The following is a 20,666-nucleotide window of genomic DNA, read 5'->3' as shown; positions in this document are numbered from 1 at the left end:
TAATCTCCTTTTCTGCCTCGGTTCTGAATTGAACAAGACCTGGCTACATTTCAAACGCCGCCGCCTTCGGCGCGGTTCCGGCAGCGGGAATAATATGGCCGGGAACCCGAACCGCCGTCCGCGCGTTGCTCCTGCTGATATATTTCGGAACTACAGGAGGCCCTTCATGGCACAAAGCAAAGTCACCACCCCCGATAGCGATGATCTGCAGGCGCAAATCGCGACACTGCGCAAGGATATCGGCACCATCACCGACACGCTGGGCGAAATGGCAAAGGCGCAGCGCGACAACATGACCGCAGCAGCGCAAAAGCGCTTTGACGAGATGCGCGAGCGCGGCTCGGACGCCGTTTCCGCCGCTCAGGCGCAGGCCAACGCCTTGAACGCGCAGGCGCATGACTTCGTTCAGGAAAAGCCCGCCCTGTCGCTGGGCATGGCGGCCGCGCTGGGGTTTGTCGTGGGCATCCTGTCCACCTCGCGCCGCTAAGCCAACATGGGCCTTATCGATGCACTCAAGTATCGCTCGGCGCGCGCCATTCGGCGCGCGCTGATGTGCGGTGTCGGTGGTCTGATGGTTGCCATCGGAATCGGGTTTCTGACGGCGGCTGGATGGATATTGCTGGAACAGGTCTATTCCGCGGCGGTTGCCGCGCTTGTTCTTGCAGGCATCTATGCGGGGATCGGTTTGATCATCCTCGGCATGGCCGCATCATCGGCGCGGCGCGAGCGTTTCAGCCCCGAAGCGGCACCTTTGCGCGAGCCTGCAAAACCGCCCCAGCCCGGCGCGATGCCGCCCCTGGCAGAGGCGTTCATCATCGGGCTGAATGCCGCGCTCGCCGCACGCGGGCGCAGGTAACACGCGGCAATCGCGGCGTCCCCCCGTCATTTAGGCGCTTCGGCGTCTCTGCTCAGATTATCGGCAACGAACGCGCCCCGCTGGCCCATCGGCTTGGCGGGGCCGCGCGTTGTATCCTTGCGCTGTTGCAGCTCCAACTCGGCATTCAGCGCCGCGCCCAGAAGGCAGACGAACGCCGTCAGATAGAGCCAGAGCAGCATCACGATAACGGCGCCCAAAGAGCCGTAGATCTTGTTGTAATTGCCGAAATTCTGCAAATAAAAGCTAAAGGCCCATGTCGCCAGTGCCCAAAGAACGGTGGCGGCGATCGCCCCCGGCGTGATCCACCCTGCCCGCGCGATGCCGCGCCGGTTGGGCGCATAGCGGTAGAGCAGCCCAAGCGCCAGCATCACGGTCGCGATGGCAACAGTCCAGCGCAGAACTTCAGCCACCAGCGTGCCCAGAAACCCCAGCGGCAGGAAGCTGAGCGCGATCGGTGCGACCACCAGCGCGGCAAAACACGCCAGGGCAAGGCAGATCATCACGCCGGTAAGGCTGAACGCCAGCAGGATATGGCGCACGCCGCCGCGATTGCGCTCGCCATACACCGCGTTCATCCCCACGATCAGCGCCGCGATCCCGGCCCGCGCGGACCATAGCGCCACACCGATGGAAATCAGACCGGCCCAGCCAAGAGTGGTCGCTTCCGCGGCAACTAATTCCCCAACGCGCGCGGTCAGCAGATCAGCCACCTCGTCCGGCAGAACCGTCGTGAACTCCGATACCTGTCCCGCCACAAGCCCGGGATCCGCGAAAAACCCCCAGAGCGCGATCACAGCGGCGATGGCCGGAAACGTGGCGAGAATCCCGTAAAATCCGATGCCTGACGCAATCAGGTTCAGGTTCTTTTCCCCGATCAGAACCCAGACACCTTTCAGCGCGGGCCAGATGCCCACCGGCACCCGCGAGTGCCCGTATCCCGCGCGGCCGCGCGCCATCAGGCCTGTCCCTTGCCCGCGCGCGGACCAAAGATCAGCCAGAGGATGAACCCGAGGATCGGCAAAAGCAGAACGACCGCGATCCACAGCACCTTTTTGCCCACCGAGGCGCGCGATCCGAAGATCGAGACGATCGCCCAGATATCGCAGATCAGGACGATCAAGCCGCCCACATTGGTTATGTCGATCATGTCGCGTTCCTTTTCAAAACCTGCCCTTGGCCAAGGCCGAAGACAAACGCCGCGCCGCCGGTCCGGTTCCTGTTGTGCGCCCTACCCCATGAGGCAGACGCCGCCCGCGTCACTGGTCCAGGGAGCCCGAAACGCCCGTTCCATCCAGATGATACCACGGTTTCTTGTCCGAGGGGTGCGCGCCGGGCCCGCCGGGACGGAACCAGATCAGGATGCCCCCCGACTCGCCGAAATCGCCGTCCAGCTGGTTCTCGACAATCTGCCGTGGCAGGATGATGCGCAATTCGCGCGCCTCGTCGCCGGCGCGCCATGCGCGCTCGGTCGTGATGCAATTTGCCTCAAGGCCCGCGTAAGAGGTTGCAGGGTCCACATTGCGCAGGAACCCAAGGCCCTGCGCCACGGCCTCGCCGCCCAGTACCACGCCGCCGCTGGCCAGGATCCGGGGCCCGGAATTGCGCGTCATCACGGATTGATTGATGCTCTCGGCCCAGACGCCGCAAATGCCGGTCCGCCCGCCGATATTGCGCGCATCCACCGCCACGGTCAGCCCGCCGGGCGATGTGAACGTACCGCCCCCCAGGGCCGGATTGTCACCCAGAACGGCGGTGCCCGCGGGCATGTTGGACGAGCAGGCGGCAAGCCCGAGCGCGGCAAGAAGGATAAGAACCGGATTTTTCATCTGTTTCACCTTGCATTGTCTTGCCCGATATATAGGCGTGGCGCGGCCCGGCGCCAGTCCCGTATGCGGCCGATGGATCAGGCGCGCGCGGCGACGGCAGCGGTGTCTTTCAGCAGTTCGGGATAATAGGTCTCCAGCGTCGGCAGGAACGCGGCGCGGATGCGGGCCACCTGCGTCGGGGTCAGATCATCCTTCCAGACCCCCGCCTGCCCCTTGGCGAAGAAACTGGTCATGCCCTCGGGCCGTTCGGTAAAGCCCAGCTCGCGCTCCTGTTTTTGCATGTTGGCAAAGGCCGTCGCCTTGACCGCGCGGGCCAGCTTGGCGGCATCCACCTTCTGGCCGAGGAATACCTCCAGCAGGCCGCGCATTTCCTTGGCGGGCTTGCTCAGCAGATCCTCATAGCGGATCACGCGCCGCTTCAGCCCCGGCGCGCTGGTCCAGGAATGGATATGATCGTCCCACCGGCCCAGCATGTCGAAGATGCCGTTCGGCGTGCCCATCACCGTCTCGGGGTTCATCATCCGCGAAATCGCGGTGTCGATATCGGCCGACTGATGCCGCGCGAAACTGGGGGCCAAATCGAACGGGTTGCGGATCAGATAGATCCCGCCCGCCGTTACTTCGGGCGGGATCAGGTCCTGCCCCTCCAGACGGATCGTCTGGCAATGCGTCTTGACGAAATGGTGGTTGGGGCGCGATTGCGCGATCAGGCGCAGCGCGGCGGGGCGCACGCGCATCCAGTCGGCCAGATCGGTGCCCTTGAACGGCGCGCCATTGGCCGCATCATAGAAATCCTGCCGCACATCGGCGGTGGTGAAGTTGCGCAGGTTGTTGATGTCGGGCGCCTGCCCGGCGGGCATGAAGTAATGCGCCAGAAGGCTGCGGATCCACGTGTTTCCCGATTTGGGATAGGATGCGATCCAGATGATCCGTTTCAGGTTGCTCATAGATAGCCGAACCGTTTCATCACATCGCGATGGTCGGTCTTCAGCTTTTTCACCAGATCGTCGGTCAGCGCCTCTTTCCACGCCCCGGCCTTGCCGGAGGTGAAGAATGTCTCGCTTTTGCCCGGATTCTCGGCAAAGCCGCTCTTGGCCTCCTGCGCCTTCACCTCGTCAAAGCTGGCGAAGCGGATGGCGCGGTCCAGACGCTCGGCATCCAGCGGCATGCCCAGATGCTCGACCAGCGCGCCGAAGGATTTTTCAGGCTTGGCCAGCAGATCCTCATAGCGCAGCACGAGGCTGGGATAGGGCGCGCTTTGCGTCCAGCTTTTGACATGCTCGGACCAACTGCCGAGAAACTGCCAGACGGTCGAGCTGTCGCTGGCGTTGGAATTGTCAGTGCGCCCGATCACATCTGCCGCCTCTTCCACGTCGATGCCGTAATGGCGGGCAAAGGACAGCACCATATCCAGCGGGTTGCGCATGATATAGACGGCCGAGCGGGTGTATTTCGGGGGGATCAATTCGGTCCCATAAGCGAGGCTGCGAATATTGTGAGTCTTGACCAGATTGACATCGGCGCCATTGGCGATGATGCCGCGCAGCACCTTGTCACGCAGGCGCAGGGTGACATGCACATCGTTCAGATCGACGTTTTCGTCACGCGCAACCATGCGGTAGGTTTTGGCGATGGAATCGCCCATGCCGAAGCGGTGGACCTGATTGATCGGCACCGGCTGTTGGGTGTTCATGAGGTAATTGGCGAGGAATATCCGCGTCCACGTGTTGCCGGATTTGGGATAGGACGCCAGCCAGACGATGCTGGCCTTCGGCTTGGGGCGTTGACCGGCGGGCGGCTTGGGCGCCAGCGTGGCCTTGATCGGGGTTTTGCTCATCTGGCGCGCCTGTCTGCAAGTTGCGTCTGACCGCTGCAAATAAACGAACGGGAGGGGCGTTGCCACCCCTCCCGCTTATTTTCGCGTCAACCGATCTTAGAAGGACAGGTTGATGCCTGTGCCGATGATCGTGCCTTTGACGTCTTCGTAATCGGCACCAGTACGTCCGTTGTCGGCTTTGACATGCGCAACGTAGACATCCCAGCTGACGCCCGGGCCCAGATCGCGGCTCGCGCCGATGCGGTAAGCTTCGTACTCGGCATTGTTAGAGATGTTGCCGGCTGCGTCGATAGCATCCGCCTCGCCCTGATAGGTCAGAGCTTCGAATGCCCAAGGACCTGCCATGTCGTACGTAACGCCAAGGCTCCAGCCTTCGCTATCACCAGCGGCCGCGGTACCCACCGGAACACCCGAAATGTCGTTGTCGTTCTTGCTGTAGCTTGCGCCAACGGTGAAATCACCGAAGCCGAGCTGTGCACCGACGCCCCAAGTCTCGGGATCAGACGCCACGTACGTGTTGGCCGATTCAGCCGTGCCATACCGCGCGGCCAGTGTGACGCTGGTCGTGCCGAAGGTCTGGCTGTAGTTCACGCCGATGTCGAAAATGTCGTGCATGACGGAGTTACGGTCAACACCGTAGCTGTTCCGCACGTTCAGTGAACCGGTCGGTGCATACGAAATACCGACGGTCAGGCCGTTGAACGAAGGCGTGAAGTAGGTCAGACGCTGAACGTCATTGTTACCACCAACTTCGGTGTAGGACGACAGACCTGCCTGACGGAAGCCACCGGGGTATGCTGCCGAGAAGGGGATGAATGTCGAGATCGAGGGCGAGTTGATGTACATGGAGGTCACGCCGGGCGCGCCAACCATGGACTTGTAACCGGCCGAGTTCTCGGAACCGATGATGATCTGACCCAGAGTGTCCGAGCTGATCGTCATGTAGGATTCGTCGATCTGTGTGAAACCAGTCTGGTTTTCACCTTCAAATTCAACATGCGCGCCGAAGGTCAGGCCGTTGTCCAGCGTGATCGACGGGCTGAAATGGATTTCGGTGTTCGAGTGCAAATCGACGCCGTCGTGATCTTCGCCAGAGACGGCCGAACCGGAGATATCAGCGTACGCGACGTGCTGGCTCATGAAGCCGCCGAACGAGACGTCCCATTCTTGGGCCGCAGCGGGTGCTGCCATGGCGACGCCCAGGGCGATCGCGCTGGTGCTAAGCAGATGCTTTTTCAAGGTGTGTCCCTCCTCAGAGTAGCAGGAATGATGTGTGTCATGATCCGCCGCCTCCCAAGGTTGGACGCGACTTGAGACATCTAATGCTGCTTTTGGCCCTTCGCTGTCAACGAACGCAGCCGGAGGCGCGGCGTTCGGGGCCGTCCTGTGATGTTTTGGGCACAGACCCCCCGCCCGATTTCGCCGCAATCCCGGTGATCCACCTTGAAAACAAGCGTTTCGGCGCTGCGCCTGTGCAACCGGCGTTTTTGATCAACTTTCGCCTGCGGTTCCGGCGCGCGCAGCACCGGCGCGCGGCCTGCATGTCGGTCAGTGGGCCATGAAAGGGGATTCTCGCCCGCTCCGCCGCGCCCCTTGCGGTGGGCGCGGCCGCGCGGCGCGCCGGTTTCGCAAGGCGCGAATCGTGCGGGGCGCCGGCTGGCGCCGGAACGCGTCAGTAATCGGCGAGCGCGTCGATCGCCTCGGCAATCGGGTAATGATGATTGCCCACGAAGAGGCCGCGGCGGTCGATGTAGTCGGCATTCTTCAGATCGCCGTGGATTTCGTAATCGAAATATTTCAGCACGTCGTTCTTGGCGAAATTGCCGCTGACGATGGGGCGCGTCTCGAATCCTTCGGCGCGCAGCCATTCGACGAACTCCTTGCGCTCGGTCTGCACGTCCGGACGCAGCACCAGCGAGAAGCCGAACCAGCTGCTGCGGCCCGTCTCGCGCTGGATCATGAACTTGGGGTGGTTGCCCAGCCGCTGCTGCAGAAGCGCGCCATTGGCGCGGCGCCCCTCGATCAGGCGCGGCAGCTTTTCCAGCTGCGCCTGTCCCAGCGCGCCGGACATCTCCAGCGGGCGCAGGTTGTAGCCGGGCAGCACGAAACGAAAGCTTTCCTCGAAGGGATCATCGCTTTTTGTGCCGGTGACGTGGTTTTCCTTTGGCAGGTTGCGCGTCCAGCCATGGGCGCGCAAGGACAGCATGACGTGGTAAAGCTCCTCGTCATCGGTGGCGACGATGCCGCCCTCCATGGTCGAGATATGGTGCGAGAAAAACGCCGAATAGCTGCCCATCACGCCGAAGGTGCCACATTCCCTGCCGTTCAGCGTGGCGCCCATCGATTCGCAGTTATCCTCGATCATCACGATGTCGCGGCCATCCGTCAGCCGGGCGATGGCATCGAAATCATTCGGGTTGCCCAACAGATTCACCACCATCAGGGCGCGGGTGCGGTCCGTGATCGCGTCCGCCAGCGCGTCCAGATCGTAGTTGAGCGTATTCAGGTCGATATCGACGAACTTCATCCGCAGCCCGTATTGCTGCAGCGGATAATAGGTCGTGGACCAGCTGACTGCCGGGACGATGATCTCGTCCCCCGGCATCAGGCGCAGCGCGGGATTGGAGGTATAGCGCAGCGCCGCCGTCATCAGCAGGTTGGCGGAGCTGCCCGAATTCACCATGACCGCATGATTGCAGCCGAACTGGCGCGCGAACTGCTCCTCGAACGCCTTCACCTCGGCGCCCATCGAGTACATGTCCGAGGCGATCACGCGGGCCAGCGCGTCCTGCTCGGCCTGGTCCCAGGACGATGTTGCGAGGGGAAACTTGATGCTCATGTCTGCACCTCCTGCAGATAGTGACGATAGGTCTGTCGCAAACCCTCCGCCAAAGATGTCTCGGGCTGCCAGCCCCATGCGGTCTGCCGGTCCGTCGCGCAGAGTTTGCGCTGCATGCCGACAGGGCGGCCCAGATCGTGGGTGAACTCGCCGGTCCAGCCGATCACATCGGCCGCGGCGGCGTAATAGTCGTTGATCGAATGATCATGGCCCGGCCCGACATTCATCAGGTCCGGCAGCGCGTCCATATCCTCGGCGGCGCGCAGCACCGCGTCCGCCAGATCGCCCGCGAACATGAATTCGCGCCGCGCGGTCCCGTCGCCCCAGATCTCGACACTGGGCGCGCCGGTCAGCCTGGCGTCGTGCAGCTTGTGGATGATGGCCGGCACCAGATGCGACTGTTTCGGATCGAACTTGTCGTGAAGGCCATAAAGGTTGCAGGGGATCAACGTCTTGTAGAGCAGCGACGGATCCTCGCGCCGGATATATTCGCACAGCCGCGTCGCCATGATCTTGGCCAGCGCATAGCCCTCGTTCGTCGGCTCCAGCGGGCCGGTCAGGATCATGTCCTCATGCAGCGGATTGGGCGCCGCCCGCGGATACATGCAGGTCGATGCCAGATTGATCAGCCGCCGCACCCCGGCCGCGCGCGCGCCGAGGATCACGTTCTGTCCCATGGCGGCGTTGTCGGCCAGAAACGCGACCGGATGCGCCATGTTGGCGTGGATTCCGCCCACCCGGCCGGCCGCGTGAATGACCAGATCAGGGCGCAGCGCCTCCATCCGGGCCTGCACGGCGGCGCTGTCGGTCAGATCCAGCTCGGCGCTGGACGGCGCAAGGATTGTCCAGTCGGCCGCACGAGCATGGGCGCGGATGTTGCGCCCCACCATGCCGGAGCCGCCGGTCAGAAGGATCGTGCCACGCGTGCCCATTCAATCCTCGCGCGTATGCGGCAGATCATAGCCGTGATCGATCAGCACGCGCTGACGCCGGGCGCCGCGCAGATCCTCGGCCACCATCTCGGCGCACATCTCGCGCGCGGTGATCTGCGGCTCCCAGCCCAGACGCTCGCGCGCCTTGGTCGGATCGCCCAGCAGCGTCTCGACCTCGGCGGGGCGGAAATAGCGCGGATCGATGCGCAAGATCACATCGCCCGCCTTCACCTCGGGCGCCATGTCGGACGTCACGGCGGAGACGCGGCCCACCTCGTCCAGCCCGGCGCCGGTAAACTCCATCTCGATCCCCAGCTCGGCGGCGGACCAGCGGATGAATTCGCGGACGGAATACTGCTTGCCCGTGGCGATGACGAAATCATCGGGCGCGTCCTGCTGCAGCATCATCCACTGCATGCGCACGTAATCCTTCGCGTGGCCCCAATCGCGCAGCGCGTCAATATTGCCCATGTAAAGGCAGTCTTCCAGACCTTGCGCGATACCCGCCAGCCCGCGGGTGATCTTGCGCGTGACGAAGGTCTCGCCCCGGCGGGGGCTCTCGTGGTTGAACAGGATGCCGTTGCAGGCATACATGCCATACGCCTCGCGATAGTTGACGGTGATCCAGTAGGAATAGAGCTTGGCCACCGCATAGGGGCTGCGCGGATGGAACGGCGTCGTCTCGCGCTGCGGCACTTCCTGCACCAGACCATAGAGCTCGGAGGTGGAGGCCTGATAGAAACGGCAGGTCTTCTCCATGCCCAGGAACCGGATCGCCTCGAGCAGGCGCAAGGTGCCGATGCCGTCCACGTCGGCGGTGTATTCGGGCGCCTCGAAACTGACGGCCACATGGCTTTGCGCGCCGAGGTTATAGACCTCGTCGGGCCGGATCTCGGCCAGAAGGCGGGTCAGGTTGGACGTGTCCGTCAGATCCCCGTAATGCAGCTTCAGCCGGGGATCGGCCTCGTGCGGGTCCTGGAATATATGGTCGATCCGCTGGGTGTTGAACGACGATGCGCGCCGCTTGATGCCATGCACCTCATAACCTTTTTCCAGCAACAGCTCGGCCAGATAGGATCCGTCCTGCCCGGTTATCCCGGTGATAAGGGCGCGTTTCATCTCACTCACTCCCGCTTGGGCCGCCGCTTGGGGGCGTTTGACACGGTTCCTAATCGCTGCGGCGCGGAGGGGCAAGCGGCGGCGCGCTCAGATCCGGCGCGCGGCATCTGGACACTTGGCCCGCACTGTGGCGAGATGGTGTTTCACCTTTCCCCACAGACGCACGCCGGAGGTTATGACAATGGCAATGACATGCACCGCAACCCAACTGATCGACGACGAGCGCACCCGCGTCACCCGCTTTGATTTCGAGCCGGGCCAGCAGACCGGCTGGCACACGCATGGCATGGATTACGTCATCACCACGCTGACCGAGTGCAAGATGCGGCTGGAGCTTCCGGGCGGCGAGATCATGGAGAACCACGTGCCCGCCGGCAGCGTCTACAAGCGCGTGGAAGGGACCGAGCATAACGTCATCAACGATGGCGATGCCCCGATGTCCTTTGTCGAGGTCGAACTGAAGTAAGCGCCGCGCCAGCGACGGCCGGGCACCGCGCCCGGCCTTTTGCTATGCCACGTTCAGGCGCAGCGACAGGCAAGACATGCCGCCATCCAGCAATGCGCAATCGGTATTGTCGATGAGCCGCACGTCATAGCCCTCGCGCTCCAGCATCTCGGCGGTTCGCGGAAAGCCGTCCGGCATCAGCACCACGTCATTGAACCGGATCGCATTGGCCGCCGCCTCCTCGCCCTCGGGCAGATGCAGCACGCGGTAGCCGTCAAAACAGCCGCTGGCGTCCAGAAGGCGCGTCGACAGGATCGTTTCGGGGTCCAGCAGCGAGCAATCGGTCTTGAAATGCAGCACGCCGTCCGGCGTCTGCATCTCGCGCAAGGGATGTCCCCATTCGTCCAGTATCGCGCGCAGCTCTGCCACGCCGGCAGCATCGGTGCGCGCCGAGCGGCCCACCAGCACCTCGCGCCCGGTAAACAGGATATCGCCGCCCTCGATATGCCCCGGCCCGGCAATGTCGCGCAGATCGTCGAAAAGCCCGGCCAGCGTGGGGCGCATATGCGCCACCTCGCCCATCCGGCTGTCCGCGCCGGGGCGCATCATCACCGCGCCCTCGGGCAGGCAAAGGGCGGTGTCCTCGACAAACAGCGCGTCGGGATAGTCCTCCAGCGCCTCCAGCACGATCACCTCGGCGCCGGTTTCGCGCAGCGTGGCGATATAGGCGTCATGCGCGGCCAGCATGCGCGCAAGGTCCGGCGCGCCGCGATCCTCGGCGCGCAGGCCGCCGGTGACGCTGGCACCGGGGCGGCGGCTGACGGCGTGGGTGAAATGCGTGGCGGGGTTGCTCATGGGCGGTCTCCTTCAGGAACGGGCGGCACTGGGGGCATGCCTGCACCCCGCCGCATGGTCGATGATGCGCCCGCAGGCATCCTCAAGCGCGGCATCGGGCGCGGTCAGGGCAACGCGGACCCAGTCGTTCAGCATCGCGCCAAAGGACGTGCCGGGCATCACGGCCACCCCCGCCTTGTCCAGCAGATCGAACGCATAGGTTTCCGCGTCCATCCCCGTGGAGGAGATGTCGATCAGCGCGAACATCCCCGCCTGCGGGCGGCTGACCTTCAGCGCGCTTTCCTGTTCCAGCCGGCCGGCCAGATAGGCTGCACGCGCGGCAAAGCGCTGGCGCATGCCCGGCGCCACGGGCGACGGCTCCGACACGGCGGCGGCGGTCGCGTCGGCCAGGAAGGGCTGGCTGCCGAACAGCATCGTCTCGGACAGCGACAGCAGGTTTGCCGTGAACTCCGCGCTGCCGATGGCCCAGCCGCTGCGAAACCCCGGCGCCGCGTGGCTTTTGGAGATGGACGAGACCACGACCGTGCGATCGGCCAGATCCGCCTCGGCCAGTGGCGAGGCAAAGGGCACGCCCTCGAAGATCAGCTCCTCGTACACCTCGTCGGAAATGATCCACAGATCATGCCTGCGCGCCAGTGCGCCGATTTCGCGGATGTCGTCTCGCGTCAGCACCGCGCCCGTCGGGTTGTGCGGCGTGTTCAGCAGGATCGCGCGGCTGCGCGGCGTCAGGCGCGCCGCGATATCCTCCGCGCGGATGCGAAACCCGTTCTCGGGCCGCAGCGGCACGGGCACCATCGCGGCGCCGCTGGCGCGGATGCAGCCCTCGTAGGTGGCATACATCGGATCGCCGACCAGCACCTCGTCGCCCGCCTCGACCAGCCCCATCAGCGTGGTGAAAAGCGCGGTCTGCGTGCCGGGCAGGCACATCACTTGATCGGGCGTGATCTCGCGCCCGGTCGATGCGGTGTAGCGTGCGGCCAGCGCCGCGCGCAGGCCCGGCTCGCCCATGCCGTTGGAATATCCCATGCGCCCGGCGCGCATGGCGGCGGCGGCGTCCTCCAGCAGCGTATCGCGCGGCGGCACGTCCGGCTCGCCGATGGTCAGCTCGACAATGTCGCGGCCCGCCGCCTTGAGCGCACGGGCGCGGGAATGCACGGCCCATTTGGCGCCGCCAAGACCCGACAGACGCTCGGTTATGCTTGCGTATTTCATGGCGTGTCCTCTTCTTCGATCATGTCAGGCGTCAGCGCCAGATCCAGCATCGCGCTGACGGAGTCCAGCCCGATCCGCGCCAGCTCGCCGGGGGCAAAGGCATCCGGCAGCATGCCGCCCTCCAGCCACAGCCCGTCGATCACCGCGTTGCAGGCAATGGCGTGGCGGCGCAGCGCGGGTTCCGGCACGGCGCGCCCCGCCTCGACCAGCGCATCGGCGATCAGCGCCTGCAGATGGTCGCGAAACTCGGCATAGGTGGCGGCGTGGGTGTCCTGCATGGCGCCGCCGTGCTGCACATGCGCCAAGAACCCCGCCCAGAGCGACACCGCCTCGGCGCTGGTCACCGGCGCGCGCAGGCCCGCGGCGACGAAACGCGCCAGCCGCTGCGCGGCGCTGCGCCCCTGATGCGGCCCGCATGTGGCGGCTGTCAGCGCGCTCATGTGCCGCTCGTAGGCGGCGCTCAGCAGCGCGTCCTTGCTGTCGAAATAGTGCCGGATCAGCCCCGGCGTTACCCCTGCCCGCGCGGCGACCGCGCGGGTGGTCGCGGCCGCCATCCCCTCCTCGGCGATCAGCGACAGCATCGCGTCGATCATCGCGTCGCGGCGCTGGTCTGGTCCGATCCGGCGAAATGGCTTGCGTTCGGGCGGCATGGCGGGGCTTTCAGGCAAGATGTTTGCAAGGTGCAGTAATTATACAGTTGCACAATTAGCCGAAATCGGAGTTACTACAAGCCAAGAATGGGGAGCATTGCATGAGTTCGGCACAAACCGCGCCACAAGCGGACGCCGCAGACGGCACAGACAGCGCATCGCAGGAGGCGATCAGGGTCGAGGATCTGCACAAGTCCTTCGGCGATCTGGAAGTTCTCAAGGGCGTATCGCTGACCGCCGCCCGCGGCGACGTCGTGGCGATCATCGGCGGATCGGGCTCGGGCAAATCCACGATGCTGCGCTGCATCAACTTTCTGGAAACGCCCAGTTCGGGCCGAATCATCGTCGGCGGCGAGGAAATCGCCATGAAGCCCGACGGCTCCCCCGCCAAGCCGAAACAGATCGAGCGTATCCGCACCAGGCTGGGCATGGTGTTCCAGGCATTCAACCTCTGGACCCACCGCACATTGCTGGAAAACGTGATCGAGGTGCCGGTGCACGTTCTCGGCATCCCCAAACGCGAGGCGACGGCCCGCGCGGTCGAGTTGCTGGAGCGCGTGGGCCTTGGCGAAAAGCATGACAGCTATCCCGCGTTCCTCTCGGGCGGCCAGCAACAGCGCGCCGCGATCGCCCGCGCGCTGGCGGTGGATCCCGCCGTGATGCTGTTTGACGAGCCGACCAGCGCGCTCGACCCCGAACTGGTGGGCGAGGTGCTGACCGTCATCCGCGATCTGGCCGCCGAGGGGCGCACGATGATCCTCGTCACGCACGAGATGAAATTCGCGCGCGAGGTCGCCAGCCACGTCATCTACTTGTCCGAAGGCCGCATCGAGGAGGAAGGCCCGCCCGAAGAGGTCTTCGGCAATCCGCAGTCGGAACGGCTGCAACAGTTTCTCAGGACCGTGTCATAAGTTGCGCGGCGCCTGCGGAAGTTCAACCATAAGATCAACAAGGGAGAATAACCAAATGAAAATGAACATGATTATGGCAACGGCCACCGCCGCGCTTCTGACCGCAGGCGCCGCCGCCGCCGAGACCGTCAAGATCGGCATCGCGTCCGAGCCCTACCCGCCCTTCGCCGCGCCCGACAGCGCCGGCAACTGGTCCGGCTGGGAGGTCGAGATCGCGAATGCGCTTTGCGAGGCCGCAGACCTTGAGTGCGAGATCACGCCGACCGGCTGGGACGGCATCATCCCGTCGCTTCTGGGCGAGCAGATCGACGTGATCATGGCCTCGATGTCGATCACCGAGGACCGCGCCGAAAAGATCGCCTTCACCGATCATTACTACAAGACGCCAGCCGTCATCGTCGCGCCGAAGGGCTCCGACATGACCCCGAATGCCGAAGGGCTGGACGGCAAGATCCTCGGTGTGCAGGCGTCGACCACGCACCAGGCCTATGCGCAAAAGCACTTCGAGGATGCGGCCAGCGAGATCCGCGTCTACCAGACCCAGGACGAGGCGAACCAGGACCTTTATTCCGGGCGCATTGACGCGGTGCAGGCCGACAGCATCGCCATGGCCGATTTCGTGAACAGCGACATCGGCGATTGCTGCGAGATCGTCGGCAACGTGCCGGATGACGAATCCATCCTCGGCAAGGGCGTCGGCGCGGGTCTGCGCAAGGGCGAGGACGAGCTGCGCGAGAAGCTGAACGCAGCCATCGCCGAGATCCGTGAAAACGGCACTTATGACGAGATCACGGACAAGTATTTCTCGACCACGATCTACAGCGAATAAGCGCGCCTCTTGGAACAAACGCTTGAACTTCTGTCACTTTCGCCCCCCGGCTGGGGGGCGAATCTGCTGCGCGGTCTGGCGGCCTCGATCCAGATCGCGCTGGGGGCGTTCGGCTTTGGCCTGATCATCGGGTTCTTCGGCGCGATGGGAAAACTTTACGGCAGCCCCTGGGTGCGCGATCTGCTGGAGGTTTATACCACCGTCGTGCGCGCCGTGCCCGAACTGGTGCTGATCCTCATCCTCTATTTCGTCGGCACCGACATCATCAACCAGATCGCCGCCGCCATGGGCCGCGGCCCGGTGGAAATCAGCGGCATCGCCGCCGGTATCTGGGTGCTGGGCGTGGTGCAGGGCGCCTACGCCACAGAAATCCTGCGCGGCGCGATCAAGGCGGTCCCGCCCGGCCAGATCGAAGCGGCCCGCGCCTTCGGCATGCCGCGCGGGCTGCTGGCGCGGCGCGTGACGATCCCGGCGATGACGGCCTTCGCCATTCCCGGCCTTGCCAACCTGTGGCTGATCGCCACCAAGGACACTGCCCTTCTGGCCGTTGTCGGGTTTTCCGAGCTGACGCTGGAGACGCGCCAGGCGGCGCAATCGACGCGGGCCTATTTCACCTTCTTCCTCGCCGCCGGATTCCTTTATCTGATGGTCACGCTCCTTTCGGGCGTCCTTTTTGGACGGATCGAGAAATGGGCGCGGCGCGGCCAGCCATCGCATAGGGGCACGTCATGATCCGCGCGATGCTGATCCCCCGCCGCCTGATCATGCTGGGCCTCTTCGCGGCCTTCGTTCTCTGGTGCGCCCTCGCCCTCGACTGGAGCTGGCTGCCCCGTTACACGCCGCTCGCGCTCAGCGGGCTGTGGGTGACGATCTGGCTGCTGGTCGTCACCATCGTGCTGGGCTTTGCGCTGGCCGTGCCGCTGGGCCTCGCGCAGGCGATCGGACCATGGTATCTGGCCGCCCCCGCACGCGCCTTCTGCACGGTGATCCGCGGCACGCCGCTTCTGCTGCAGATATGGCTGCTCTATTTCGGCCTCGGCTCGCTTTTCCCGCAATTCCCGTGGATCCGCGAGTCCGAGCTTTGGCCCTACCTGCGGCAGGCCTGGCCCTATGCGGTGCTGTCGCTGACCCTGTCTTATGCGGGCTATGAGGGCGAGGTCATGCGCGGCGCCTTCGCATCGGTTCAGAAAGGCCAGATCGAGGCCGCCCGCGCTTTCGGCATGCCGCGGTTCAAGATCTTCCGCCGCATATGGCTGCCGCAGGCGTTCCGGCAGGCCCTGCCGACGCTGGGCGGCGAGACGATCCTGCAGCTCAAGGCAACGCCGCTGGTCGCGACCATCACCATTGTCGAGCTTTACGCCGTCGCCGCCCGCGTGCGGCAGGACACGTTCATCATCTACGAGCCGCTTTTGCTGCTGGCGCTGGCCTATCTGGTCATCGCGGGGCTGATCACGCTGGGCTTTCGCTGGATCGAGCAGCGGGGCCCGCGCCAGTAAAGGCGCGCCCTGCCCCGCCGAAACCGGCCTGCAAATCGAAACGCGTCTAGACAAATATTTTGCAAATCATTCTCAACTAGCTTGACTCTTGCGAGTGCTTCGCATTTTCAGTACACAGTTTACAACCTGAACAGGACCCGCAAAATGAAGACTTCCCTGCGCCGCACCGCCACCACCGCTATCGCCGCCGCCCTTCTGGCCACGGGCGCCGCGGCCAAGGATGGCGACGCGATGAAGGTGGTCACCACCTTCACCATCCTGCAGGACATCGCGCAGAACGTCGCGGGCGATCATGCGCAGGTGGTGTCGATCACCAAACCGGGCGCCGAGATCCACGGCTACGAGCCGACGCCGCAGGATATTGTGCGCGCCTCCGATGCCGACCTGATCCTGTGGAACGGTCTCAACCTCGAGCTGTGGTTCGAGCAATTTCTCGCCAACATGGGCGACATTCCCTCGGCCACGCTGACGGACGGGATTGATCCGATCTCGATCTCGTCGGGCTCTTACGAGGGACAAGCAAACCCTCATGCATGGATGGGGCTCGACAACGCGCTGATCTATATCGATAATATCGCCGCCGCCTTCGCCGAGCATGACCCGGACAACGCAAGCGGCTATCGGGCAAACGCAGACGCCTACAAGCAGCAGCTCACGGATGAGGTGCAGCCCCTGCGCGACCGGATCGCGCAGATCCCCGAAAATCACCGCTGGCTGGTCACGTGCGAGGGCGCGTTCAGCTATCTTGCCCGCGATTTCGGCCTGAAGGAGCTTTACCTGTGGCCGATAAACGCCGATCAGGTCGGCACGCCGCAGCAGGTGCGCGCGGTCATCGACGGCGTGCGCGAGCATGAGATCCCCGTGGTCTTCTGCGAAAGCACCGTTAACACCGATCCGGCCAAGCAGGTCGCCCGCGAAACCGGCGCCAGATATGGCGGCGAGCTTTATGTCGACAGCCTCAGCGCGGCGGACGGGCCGGTGCCGACCTATCTCGACCTGCTGCGCATCGATGCCGAGACGATCGCGAACGCGCTGGCGCCGCAAGCCGATTGAATTACGTAAACGCGGCGCCGGACGCCGCCCCCCGCATTGCACCCAAGGATCAGCCCATGCGCGAGCAGACAATCAGCGATATGCCAGCCACGTCCGACCCCGCGGGCGGCATCATGGCGCGCGACGTGACCGTGACCTACCGCAACGGGCACACCGCGCTTTTTGACGCCAGCTTCGAGGTCCCGCGCGGCACCATCACGGCGCTTGTCGGGGTCAATGGCGCAGGTAAATCCACGCTTTTCAAGGCGATCATGGCCTTCGTGCCCACGGCGCGCGGCGAAATCCGCCTGCTGGGCAAATCCGTCAAGGAGGCGCTGCGCGACAACCTCGTGGCCTACGTGCCGCAATCCGAAGAGGTCGACTGGGCCTTCCCCGTGCTGGTCGAGGACGTGGTGATGATGGGCCGCTACGGCCACATGGGCTTTACCCGCCGCCCCCGCGCCGCGGACAATGCGGCGGTCGAACAGGCCCTTGCCCGCGTCGGGATGAGCGATTTCCGCCAGCGCCAGATCGGCGAGCTGTCCGGCGGGCAGCGCAAGCGCGTCTTCCTCGCCCGCAGCCTCGCGCAGGACGGGCAGGTCATCTTGCTGGACGAGCCCTTCACCGGCGTCGACGTCAAGACCGAGGAACAGATCATCGCCCTTCTGCGCGAATTGCGCGACGAGGGCCGCGTGATGCTGGTCTCTACCCACAACCTCGGATCGGTCCCCGAATTCTGCGATCGGACCATTCTGGTCAAGGGCACCGTGCTGGCCTACGGGCCGACCGAGACGGTGTTCACGCGCGAAAACCTGGAATCCGCGTTCGGCGGCGTGCTGCGCCACTTCACCCTTGGCGGCGACGATCTGCACGATGATGACGACCCGCGCGAGCTGCGCATCATCACCGATGACGAACGCCCTTTCGTTCATTACGGCGAGCGGCGCAAGAAGCCGGTCAAGGCCAAGGCGGAGACATCCGAATGATCGACATCCTGCTTGAGCCGTTCGGCTATACATACATGTTCAACGCGATGTGGGTGTCGGCGCTGACGGGGGGCGTCTGCGCGTTCCTGTCATGCTATCTCATGCTCAAGGGCTGGTCCCTGATCGGCGATGCGCTCTCGCATTCGGTGGTTCCGGGCGTCGCGGGCGCGTTCATGCTGGGCCTGCCCTTCGCCCTTGGCGCGTTCATCGCGGGCGGGCTGGCCGCAGGCGCGATGCTGTTCCTGTCGGGGCGCTCGGGGCTGAAGATCGACGTCATCATCGGCATCATCTTCACCTCGTTCTTCGGCCTTGGCCTGTTCATGGTCTCGCTGTCGCCGATGTCCGTCAGCATCCAAACCATCATCATGGGCAACATCCTGGCCATCACGCCGGGCGACACGCTGCAACTGGCCCTTATCGGGTTCATATCGCTGGCTGTCCTCCTGGCCAAATGGAAGGATCTGATGGTGGTGTTCTTCGATGAAAACCACGCGCGCAGCATCGGCTTGCGGCCCGACCTTCTGAAAGTCGTCTTCTTTGCTTTGCTTTCCGCCGCCATCGTCGCTGCGATGATGACGGTCGGCGCGTTCCTTGTGATCGCGCTTGTCGTCACTCCGGGCGCGACCGCCTATCTGCTCTGCGACCGCTTTCCGCGGCTGATCGTGGTGTCGGTGCTGATCGGCACGATCACCAGCTTTGTCGGCGCCTATGCCAGCTATTTTCTGGACGGCGCGACAGGCGGCGTGATCGTGACGCTTCAGACGCTGGTCTTTCTTCTGGCCTTCGTCTTCGCCCCCAAACACGGCACGCTGGCCGCCCGGCGCAAGGCCCGCGCGGCGCTGGAGCGCAGGCAACAGCCTGTCCCGGCATCCGCCGCCAAGGAGGCCCGGACATGATCGACACGCTGCTGCTGCCGTTTCAGTTTCCCTTCATGCAGAACGCCTTCTGGATCGTGCTGCTGGTGGCGCCGCCCACGGCGCTGCTGTCGTGCTTTCTGGTGCTCAAGGGCTGGGCGCTGATGGGCGATGCGGTCAGTCACGCCACGCTGCCGGGGATCGTGCTGGCCTGGATCCTGGGCCTGCCGCTGATCGTGGGCGCGTTTGCGGCCGGCATGACCTGCGCGCTCCTGACGGGGTATCTGTCGCATAACAGCCGGGTCAAGCAGGACACGGTGATGGGCGTCGTCTTTTCCGGCATGTTCGGGATCGGCATCATCATGTACACCTCGATCGAGACGAACGAGCATCTCGACCATGTCCTGTTCGGCAACATGCTGGGCGTCGGGCCAAAGGATCTGTGGTCGTCGGGGCTGATCGCGCTGGTTGTGACCGCGCTTCTGGTGCTGAAATGGCGCGATCTGCTGCTGCATGCCTTCGATCCGGCGCAAGTGCAGGCATCGGGGCTGCGCACGGGCCTGCTGCATTACGGGCTGCTGGCCGCGCTGTCGCTGACCATCGTCGCCACGCTCAGCTCGGTCGGGCTGATCCTTGCGGTGGCGCTCTTGGTCACGCCGGGGGCGATCGCGTTCCTGCTGGTGCGCAGCTTTGGCCGGATGCTGTGGGCATCGGTGCTGATCTGCACCGCGTCGATGCTGGGCGGCACCTATGTCAGCTTCTATATCGATTCCGCCCCCGCGCCGACTATCGTGCTGATCCTGACGGGCGTCTTCATCCTCGCGTTCCTGCGGCGGCTGGCAATCACGCGCCGCACCTCAAGACGCGCCGCCGCCGAAGCGTGAGCTTTCCCGCATAACACGTCGATAAGGCAGCACTAAATCAGCTCACGTTTTCTTCGAGATGCGCTTCGGGGACCTGCTCGGCGGCGGCCAGAACGAGCGGGTCCAGCCCCGCACCGCCGCCCGCAATATACGCCTTCAGCTGCGCACGCATCCGCGGCTCCCAGAAATCGCTGATATGGGCCGCGACATTCTGCACGCGGTCCGCCTCCTTCTGGCTTTTGAAGAATGTGGCAATCTGGTTGGCCATATAGACCATCTTGTCAGGCGACATGGGGCACCTCGTTCGTGATACGTATGGGATGGGAATAGACCTGCGCGCGCGCGCCGCGCACAAAGGCGGCCAGCGTGATCCCGGCACCTTCGGCAAGGCGCAGCGCATGGGCCGTGGGCGCCGAGACGGCGATCAGGACCGGCACGCCCGCGATGGCGCATTTCTGCACCAGCTCGACCGACAGGCGCGACGTCATCACGATTGCGCCGCCCGCCGCATCCACCCCTTGCCGCGCCAGCGCGCCGATCAGCTTGTCCAGCGCATTGTGTCGGCCCACATCCTCGCGAACATGCGTAATCCCCTGCCCCGGCACCAGAAATCCGGCAGCGTGGGTGGCGTGGGTCTGATCGTGAAGCGGCTGATGCGCGCGCAGATCCTCGGTCGCGCGGATCAGCTCGGCCCGGCTGAGGCCGAGACCGGCACGCACCTGCGGCAAGGGGCGCATCGCCTCGGCCAGACTGTCGATACCGCAGAGGCCACAGCCCACCGGCCCGGCCATGAAGCGACGCCGCGCGGCCAGCGCCTCGGCGCGGCCTTGGCGCAGCCAGAACCGCGCCTCGATGCCGCTGTCGTGCTCGGCCACCTCGAACGCCTCGATCTGGTCCAGCGACGTGATGAACCCTTCGGACAATGCGAAACCATGCGCGAAATCCGCGATGTCGCCGGGGCTGGCCATCATCACCGCCTGCGAGGTGCCGTTGCAGACGATGGCGACCGGCACCTCCTCGGGCAGGGCGCGGCAGATATCGGCCGCGCCGCCGGGATGCAGCGACACGGCCCTGCGGCTGATCGCGGAGGGGATGGCCATCTG

Annotated in this window: 25 protein-coding genes; 11 read left to right on the top strand and 14 right to left on the bottom strand. The window is 64.6% G+C overall.

Annotated elements, in window-relative coordinates; genetic code table 11:
* Window positions 1–166 precede the first annotated feature (166 nt).
* Window positions 167–487: an ElaB/YgaM/YqjD family protein gene (locus DC366_RS05515; protein ID WP_165802850.1), complete on the top strand. Its 321-nt coding sequence runs from the start codon at window positions 167–169 to the stop codon at window positions 485–487.
* Window positions 488–493: 6 nt separating this feature from the next.
* On the top strand, window positions 494–856 hold the full coding sequence (locus tag DC366_RS05510) for a phage holin family protein (RefSeq protein WP_108691187.1): 363 nt from the start codon (window positions 494–496) through the stop codon (window positions 854–856).
* 26 nt (window positions 857–882) lie between these two features.
* On the opposite strand, the gene DC366_RS05505 is transcribed toward DC366_RS05510, so the two are convergent.
* From DC366_RS05505 to gmd, 9 genes are all read right to left on the bottom strand, one after another.
* Window positions 883–1,833: a YihY/virulence factor BrkB family protein gene (locus DC366_RS05505; protein WP_108691186.1), complete on the bottom strand. Its 951-nt coding sequence runs from the start codon at window positions 1,831–1,833 to the stop codon at window positions 883–885.
* A complete protein-coding gene (locus DC366_RS05500; protein ID WP_108691185.1) occupies window positions 1,833–2,024 on the bottom strand; it encodes a PLD nuclease N-terminal domain-containing protein in 192 nt (63 codons plus the stop codon). Before DC366_RS05500 ends, DC366_RS05505 begins: the two co-directional genes overlap by 1 nt.
* A 109-nt stretch (window positions 2,025–2,133) precedes the next feature.
* The gene (locus DC366_RS05495) at window positions 2,134–2,703 is read right to left on the bottom strand and encodes a hypothetical protein (RefSeq protein WP_108691184.1); all 570 of its coding nucleotides are present in this window, start codon (window positions 2,701–2,703) and stop codon (window positions 2,134–2,136) included.
* Window positions 2,704–2,780: 77 nt separating this feature from the next.
* A complete protein-coding gene (locus DC366_RS05490; RefSeq protein ID WP_108691183.1) occupies window positions 2,781–3,650 on the bottom strand; it encodes a sulfotransferase domain-containing protein in 870 nt (289 codons plus the stop codon).
* Window positions 3,647–4,540 (bottom strand): sulfotransferase domain-containing protein, encoded by an 894-nt coding sequence (locus DC366_RS05485; protein WP_108691182.1) that lies wholly within the window; start codon window positions 4,538–4,540, stop codon window positions 3,647–3,649. The genes DC366_RS05490 and DC366_RS05485 overlap by 4 nt, the downstream gene beginning before the upstream one ends.
* A gap of 96 nt (window positions 4,541–4,636) precedes the next feature.
* Entirely contained in the window at window positions 4,637–5,779 is a 1,143-nt protein-coding gene (locus DC366_RS05480) for a porin (protein ID WP_243405044.1), read from the bottom strand.
* Window positions 5,780–6,212: 433 nt separating this feature from the next.
* Window positions 6,213–7,379, bottom strand: a complete 1,167-nt coding sequence (locus DC366_RS05470) for a DegT/DnrJ/EryC1/StrS family aminotransferase (protein WP_108691180.1) — start codon at window positions 7,377–7,379, stop codon at window positions 6,213–6,215.
* Window positions 7,376–8,311, bottom strand: coding sequence for a GDP-L-fucose synthase family protein (locus DC366_RS05465; protein ID WP_108691179.1), 936 nt, complete (start codon window positions 8,309–8,311; stop codon window positions 7,376–7,378). Before DC366_RS05465 ends, DC366_RS05470 begins: the two co-directional genes overlap by 4 nt.
* Complete coding sequence (gmd, locus tag DC366_RS05460; protein WP_108691178.1) at window positions 8,312–9,430, bottom strand: GDP-mannose 4,6-dehydratase; 1,119 nt, start codon at window positions 9,428–9,430, stop codon at window positions 8,312–8,314. It abuts the gene before it with no gap.
* Window positions 9,431–9,611: 181 nt separating this feature from the next.
* On the opposite strand from gmd, the gene DC366_RS05455 reads away from it, so the two are divergent.
* The gene (locus DC366_RS05455) at window positions 9,612–9,896 is read left to right on the top strand and encodes a cupin domain-containing protein (RefSeq protein WP_108691177.1); all 285 of its coding nucleotides are present in this window, start codon (window positions 9,612–9,614) and stop codon (window positions 9,894–9,896) included.
* A 42-nt stretch (window positions 9,897–9,938) separates the two neighbouring features.
* On the opposite strand, the gene DC366_RS05450 is transcribed toward DC366_RS05455, so the two are convergent.
* From DC366_RS05450 to DC366_RS05440, 3 genes are read right to left on the bottom strand one after another with little or no spacing between them, the layout of a single operon-like run.
* Complete coding sequence (locus DC366_RS05450; RefSeq protein WP_108691176.1) at window positions 9,939–10,730, bottom strand: dimethylarginine dimethylaminohydrolase family protein; 792 nt, start codon at window positions 10,728–10,730, stop codon at window positions 9,939–9,941.
* A 12-nt stretch (window positions 10,731–10,742) separates the two neighbouring features.
* Window positions 10,743–11,942 (bottom strand): pyridoxal phosphate-dependent aminotransferase, encoded by a 1,200-nt coding sequence (locus DC366_RS05445; protein WP_108691175.1) that lies wholly within the window; start codon window positions 11,940–11,942, stop codon window positions 10,743–10,745.
* Entirely contained in the window at window positions 11,939–12,592 is a 654-nt protein-coding gene (locus DC366_RS05440) for a TetR family transcriptional regulator C-terminal domain-containing protein (protein WP_108691174.1), read from the bottom strand. The genes DC366_RS05445 and DC366_RS05440 overlap by 4 nt, the downstream gene beginning before the upstream one ends.
* A 101-nt stretch (window positions 12,593–12,693) precedes the next feature.
* Here DC366_RS05440 and DC366_RS05435 point away from each other — a divergent pair, with 101 nt between their 5' ends.
* From DC366_RS05435 to DC366_RS05400, 8 genes are all read left to right on the top strand, one after another.
* Window positions 12,694–13,503, top strand: a complete 810-nt coding sequence (locus tag DC366_RS05435) for an ABC transporter ATP-binding protein (protein ID WP_108691173.1) — start codon at window positions 12,694–12,696, stop codon at window positions 13,501–13,503.
* 67 nt (window positions 13,504–13,570) lie between these two features.
* Complete coding sequence (locus tag DC366_RS05430) at window positions 13,571–14,332, top strand: transporter substrate-binding domain-containing protein (protein WP_439331651.1); 762 nt, start codon at window positions 13,571–13,573, stop codon at window positions 14,330–14,332.
* Window positions 14,333–14,341: 9 nt separating this feature from the next.
* Entirely contained in the window at window positions 14,342–15,064 is a 723-nt protein-coding gene (locus DC366_RS05425; protein WP_108691171.1) for an ABC transporter permease, read from the top strand.
* Window positions 15,061–15,828, top strand: a complete 768-nt coding sequence (locus DC366_RS05420) for an ABC transporter permease (protein ID WP_108691170.1) — start codon at window positions 15,061–15,063, stop codon at window positions 15,826–15,828. Before DC366_RS05425 ends, DC366_RS05420 begins: the two co-directional genes overlap by 4 nt.
* A gap of 144 nt (window positions 15,829–15,972) precedes the next feature.
* Complete coding sequence (locus tag DC366_RS05415; protein ID WP_108691169.1) at window positions 15,973–16,881, top strand: metal ABC transporter substrate-binding protein; 909 nt, start codon at window positions 15,973–15,975, stop codon at window positions 16,879–16,881.
* Between the two features lie 56 nt (window positions 16,882–16,937).
* Complete coding sequence (locus DC366_RS05410) at window positions 16,938–17,846, top strand: manganese/iron ABC transporter ATP-binding protein (RefSeq protein ID WP_108691168.1); 909 nt, start codon at window positions 16,938–16,940, stop codon at window positions 17,844–17,846.
* Complete coding sequence (locus tag DC366_RS05405) at window positions 17,843–18,742, top strand: metal ABC transporter permease (RefSeq protein WP_108691167.1); 900 nt, start codon at window positions 17,843–17,845, stop codon at window positions 18,740–18,742. Before DC366_RS05410 ends, DC366_RS05405 begins: the two co-directional genes overlap by 4 nt.
* A complete protein-coding gene (locus DC366_RS05400) occupies window positions 18,739–19,584 on the top strand; it encodes a metal ABC transporter permease (RefSeq protein ID WP_108691166.1) in 846 nt (281 codons plus the stop codon). The genes DC366_RS05405 and DC366_RS05400 overlap by 4 nt, the downstream gene beginning before the upstream one ends.
* Before the next feature lie 37 nt (window positions 19,585–19,621).
* Here the strand turns inward: DC366_RS05400 and DC366_RS05395 are convergent, their stop codons facing one another.
* Together DC366_RS05395 and fdhD are read right to left on the bottom strand one after the other, a co-directional pair.
* Window positions 19,622–19,855 carry a formate dehydrogenase subunit delta gene (locus tag DC366_RS05395; RefSeq protein WP_108691165.1) on the bottom strand — a complete coding sequence of 78 codons (234 nt, stop codon included), beginning with the start codon at window positions 19,853–19,855 and terminating at the stop codon, window positions 19,622–19,624.
* Window positions 19,845–20,663, bottom strand: a complete 819-nt coding sequence (gene fdhD / locus DC366_RS05390) for a formate dehydrogenase accessory sulfurtransferase FdhD (protein WP_108691361.1) — start codon at window positions 20,661–20,663, stop codon at window positions 19,845–19,847. Before fdhD ends, DC366_RS05395 begins: the two co-directional genes overlap by 11 nt.
* Window positions 20,664–20,666: the final 3 nt, after the last annotated feature.

Origin of the sequence: Pelagivirga sediminicola (assembly GCF_003072125.1) — a bacterium.
Classification (GTDB): Bacteria; Pseudomonadota; Alphaproteobacteria; order Rhodobacterales; family Rhodobacteraceae; genus Roseovarius; species Roseovarius sediminicola.
Note: the sequence above shows the minus strand (reverse complement) of the source record. Positions and strands in the feature narration are given on the sequence as shown.

Excerpts from the sequence above, each read along its gene's own strand:
- DC366_RS05450 (WP_108691176.1), bottom strand. The coding sequence starts at position 10,730 with ATGAGCAACCCCGCCACGCATTTCACCCACGCCGTCAGCCGCCGCCCC.
- DC366_RS05465 (WP_108691179.1), bottom strand. The coding sequence starts at position 8,311 with ATGGGCACGCGTGGCACGATCCTTCTGACCGGCGGCTCCGGCATGGTG.
- DC366_RS05410 (WP_108691168.1), top strand. The coding sequence starts at position 16,938 with ATGCGCGAGCAGACAATCAGCGATATGCCAGCCACGTCCGACCCCGCG.
- DC366_RS05515 (WP_165802850.1), top strand. The coding sequence starts at position 167 with ATGGCACAAAGCAAAGTCACCACCCCCGATAGCGATGATCTGCAGGCG.
- DC366_RS05455 (WP_108691177.1), top strand. The coding sequence starts at position 9,612 with ATGGCAATGACATGCACCGCAACCCAACTGATCGACGACGAGCGCACC.
- DC366_RS05500 (WP_108691185.1), bottom strand. The coding sequence starts at position 2,024 with ATGATCGACATAACCAATGTGGGCGGCTTGATCGTCCTGATCTGCGAT.
- DC366_RS05420 (WP_108691170.1), top strand. The coding sequence starts at position 15,061 with ATGATCCGCGCGATGCTGATCCCCCGCCGCCTGATCATGCTGGGCCTC.
- DC366_RS05490 (WP_108691183.1), bottom strand. The coding sequence starts at position 3,650 with ATGAGCAACCTGAAACGGATCATCTGGATCGCATCCTATCCCAAATCG.
- DC366_RS05510 (WP_108691187.1), top strand. The coding sequence starts at position 494 with ATGGGCCTTATCGATGCACTCAAGTATCGCTCGGCGCGCGCCATTCGG.
- DC366_RS05470 (WP_108691180.1), bottom strand. The coding sequence starts at position 7,379 with ATGAGCATCAAGTTTCCCCTCGCAACATCGTCCTGGGACCAGGCCGAG.
- DC366_RS05495 (WP_108691184.1), bottom strand. The coding sequence starts at position 2,703 with ATGAAAAATCCGGTTCTTATCCTTCTTGCCGCGCTCGGGCTTGCCGCC.
- DC366_RS05505 (WP_108691186.1), bottom strand. The coding sequence starts at position 1,833 with ATGGCGCGCGGCCGCGCGGGATACGGGCACTCGCGGGTGCCGGTGGGC.
- fdhD (WP_108691361.1), bottom strand. The coding sequence starts at position 20,663 with ATGGCCATCCCCTCCGCGATCAGCCGCAGGGCCGTGTCGCTGCATCCC.
- DC366_RS05435 (WP_108691173.1), top strand. The coding sequence starts at position 12,694 with ATGAGTTCGGCACAAACCGCGCCACAAGCGGACGCCGCAGACGGCACA.
- DC366_RS05415 (WP_108691169.1), top strand. The coding sequence starts at position 15,973 with ATGAAGACTTCCCTGCGCCGCACCGCCACCACCGCTATCGCCGCCGCC.
- DC366_RS05445 (WP_108691175.1), bottom strand. The coding sequence starts at position 11,942 with ATGAAATACGCAAGCATAACCGAGCGTCTGTCGGGTCTTGGCGGCGCC.
- DC366_RS05400 (WP_108691166.1), top strand. The coding sequence starts at position 18,739 with ATGATCGACACGCTGCTGCTGCCGTTTCAGTTTCCCTTCATGCAGAAC.
- DC366_RS05440 (WP_108691174.1), bottom strand. The coding sequence starts at position 12,592 with ATGCCGCCCGAACGCAAGCCATTTCGCCGGATCGGACCAGACCAGCGC.
- DC366_RS05405 (WP_108691167.1), top strand. The coding sequence starts at position 17,843 with ATGATCGACATCCTGCTTGAGCCGTTCGGCTATACATACATGTTCAAC.
- DC366_RS05430 (WP_439331651.1), top strand. The coding sequence starts at position 13,571 with ATGATTATGGCAACGGCCACCGCCGCGCTTCTGACCGCAGGCGCCGCC.
- DC366_RS05485 (WP_108691182.1), bottom strand. The coding sequence starts at position 4,540 with ATGAGCAAAACCCCGATCAAGGCCACGCTGGCGCCCAAGCCGCCCGCC.
- DC366_RS05395 (WP_108691165.1), bottom strand. The coding sequence starts at position 19,855 with ATGTCGCCTGACAAGATGGTCTATATGGCCAACCAGATTGCCACATTC.
- gmd (WP_108691178.1), bottom strand. The coding sequence starts at position 9,430 with ATGAAACGCGCCCTTATCACCGGGATAACCGGGCAGGACGGATCCTAT.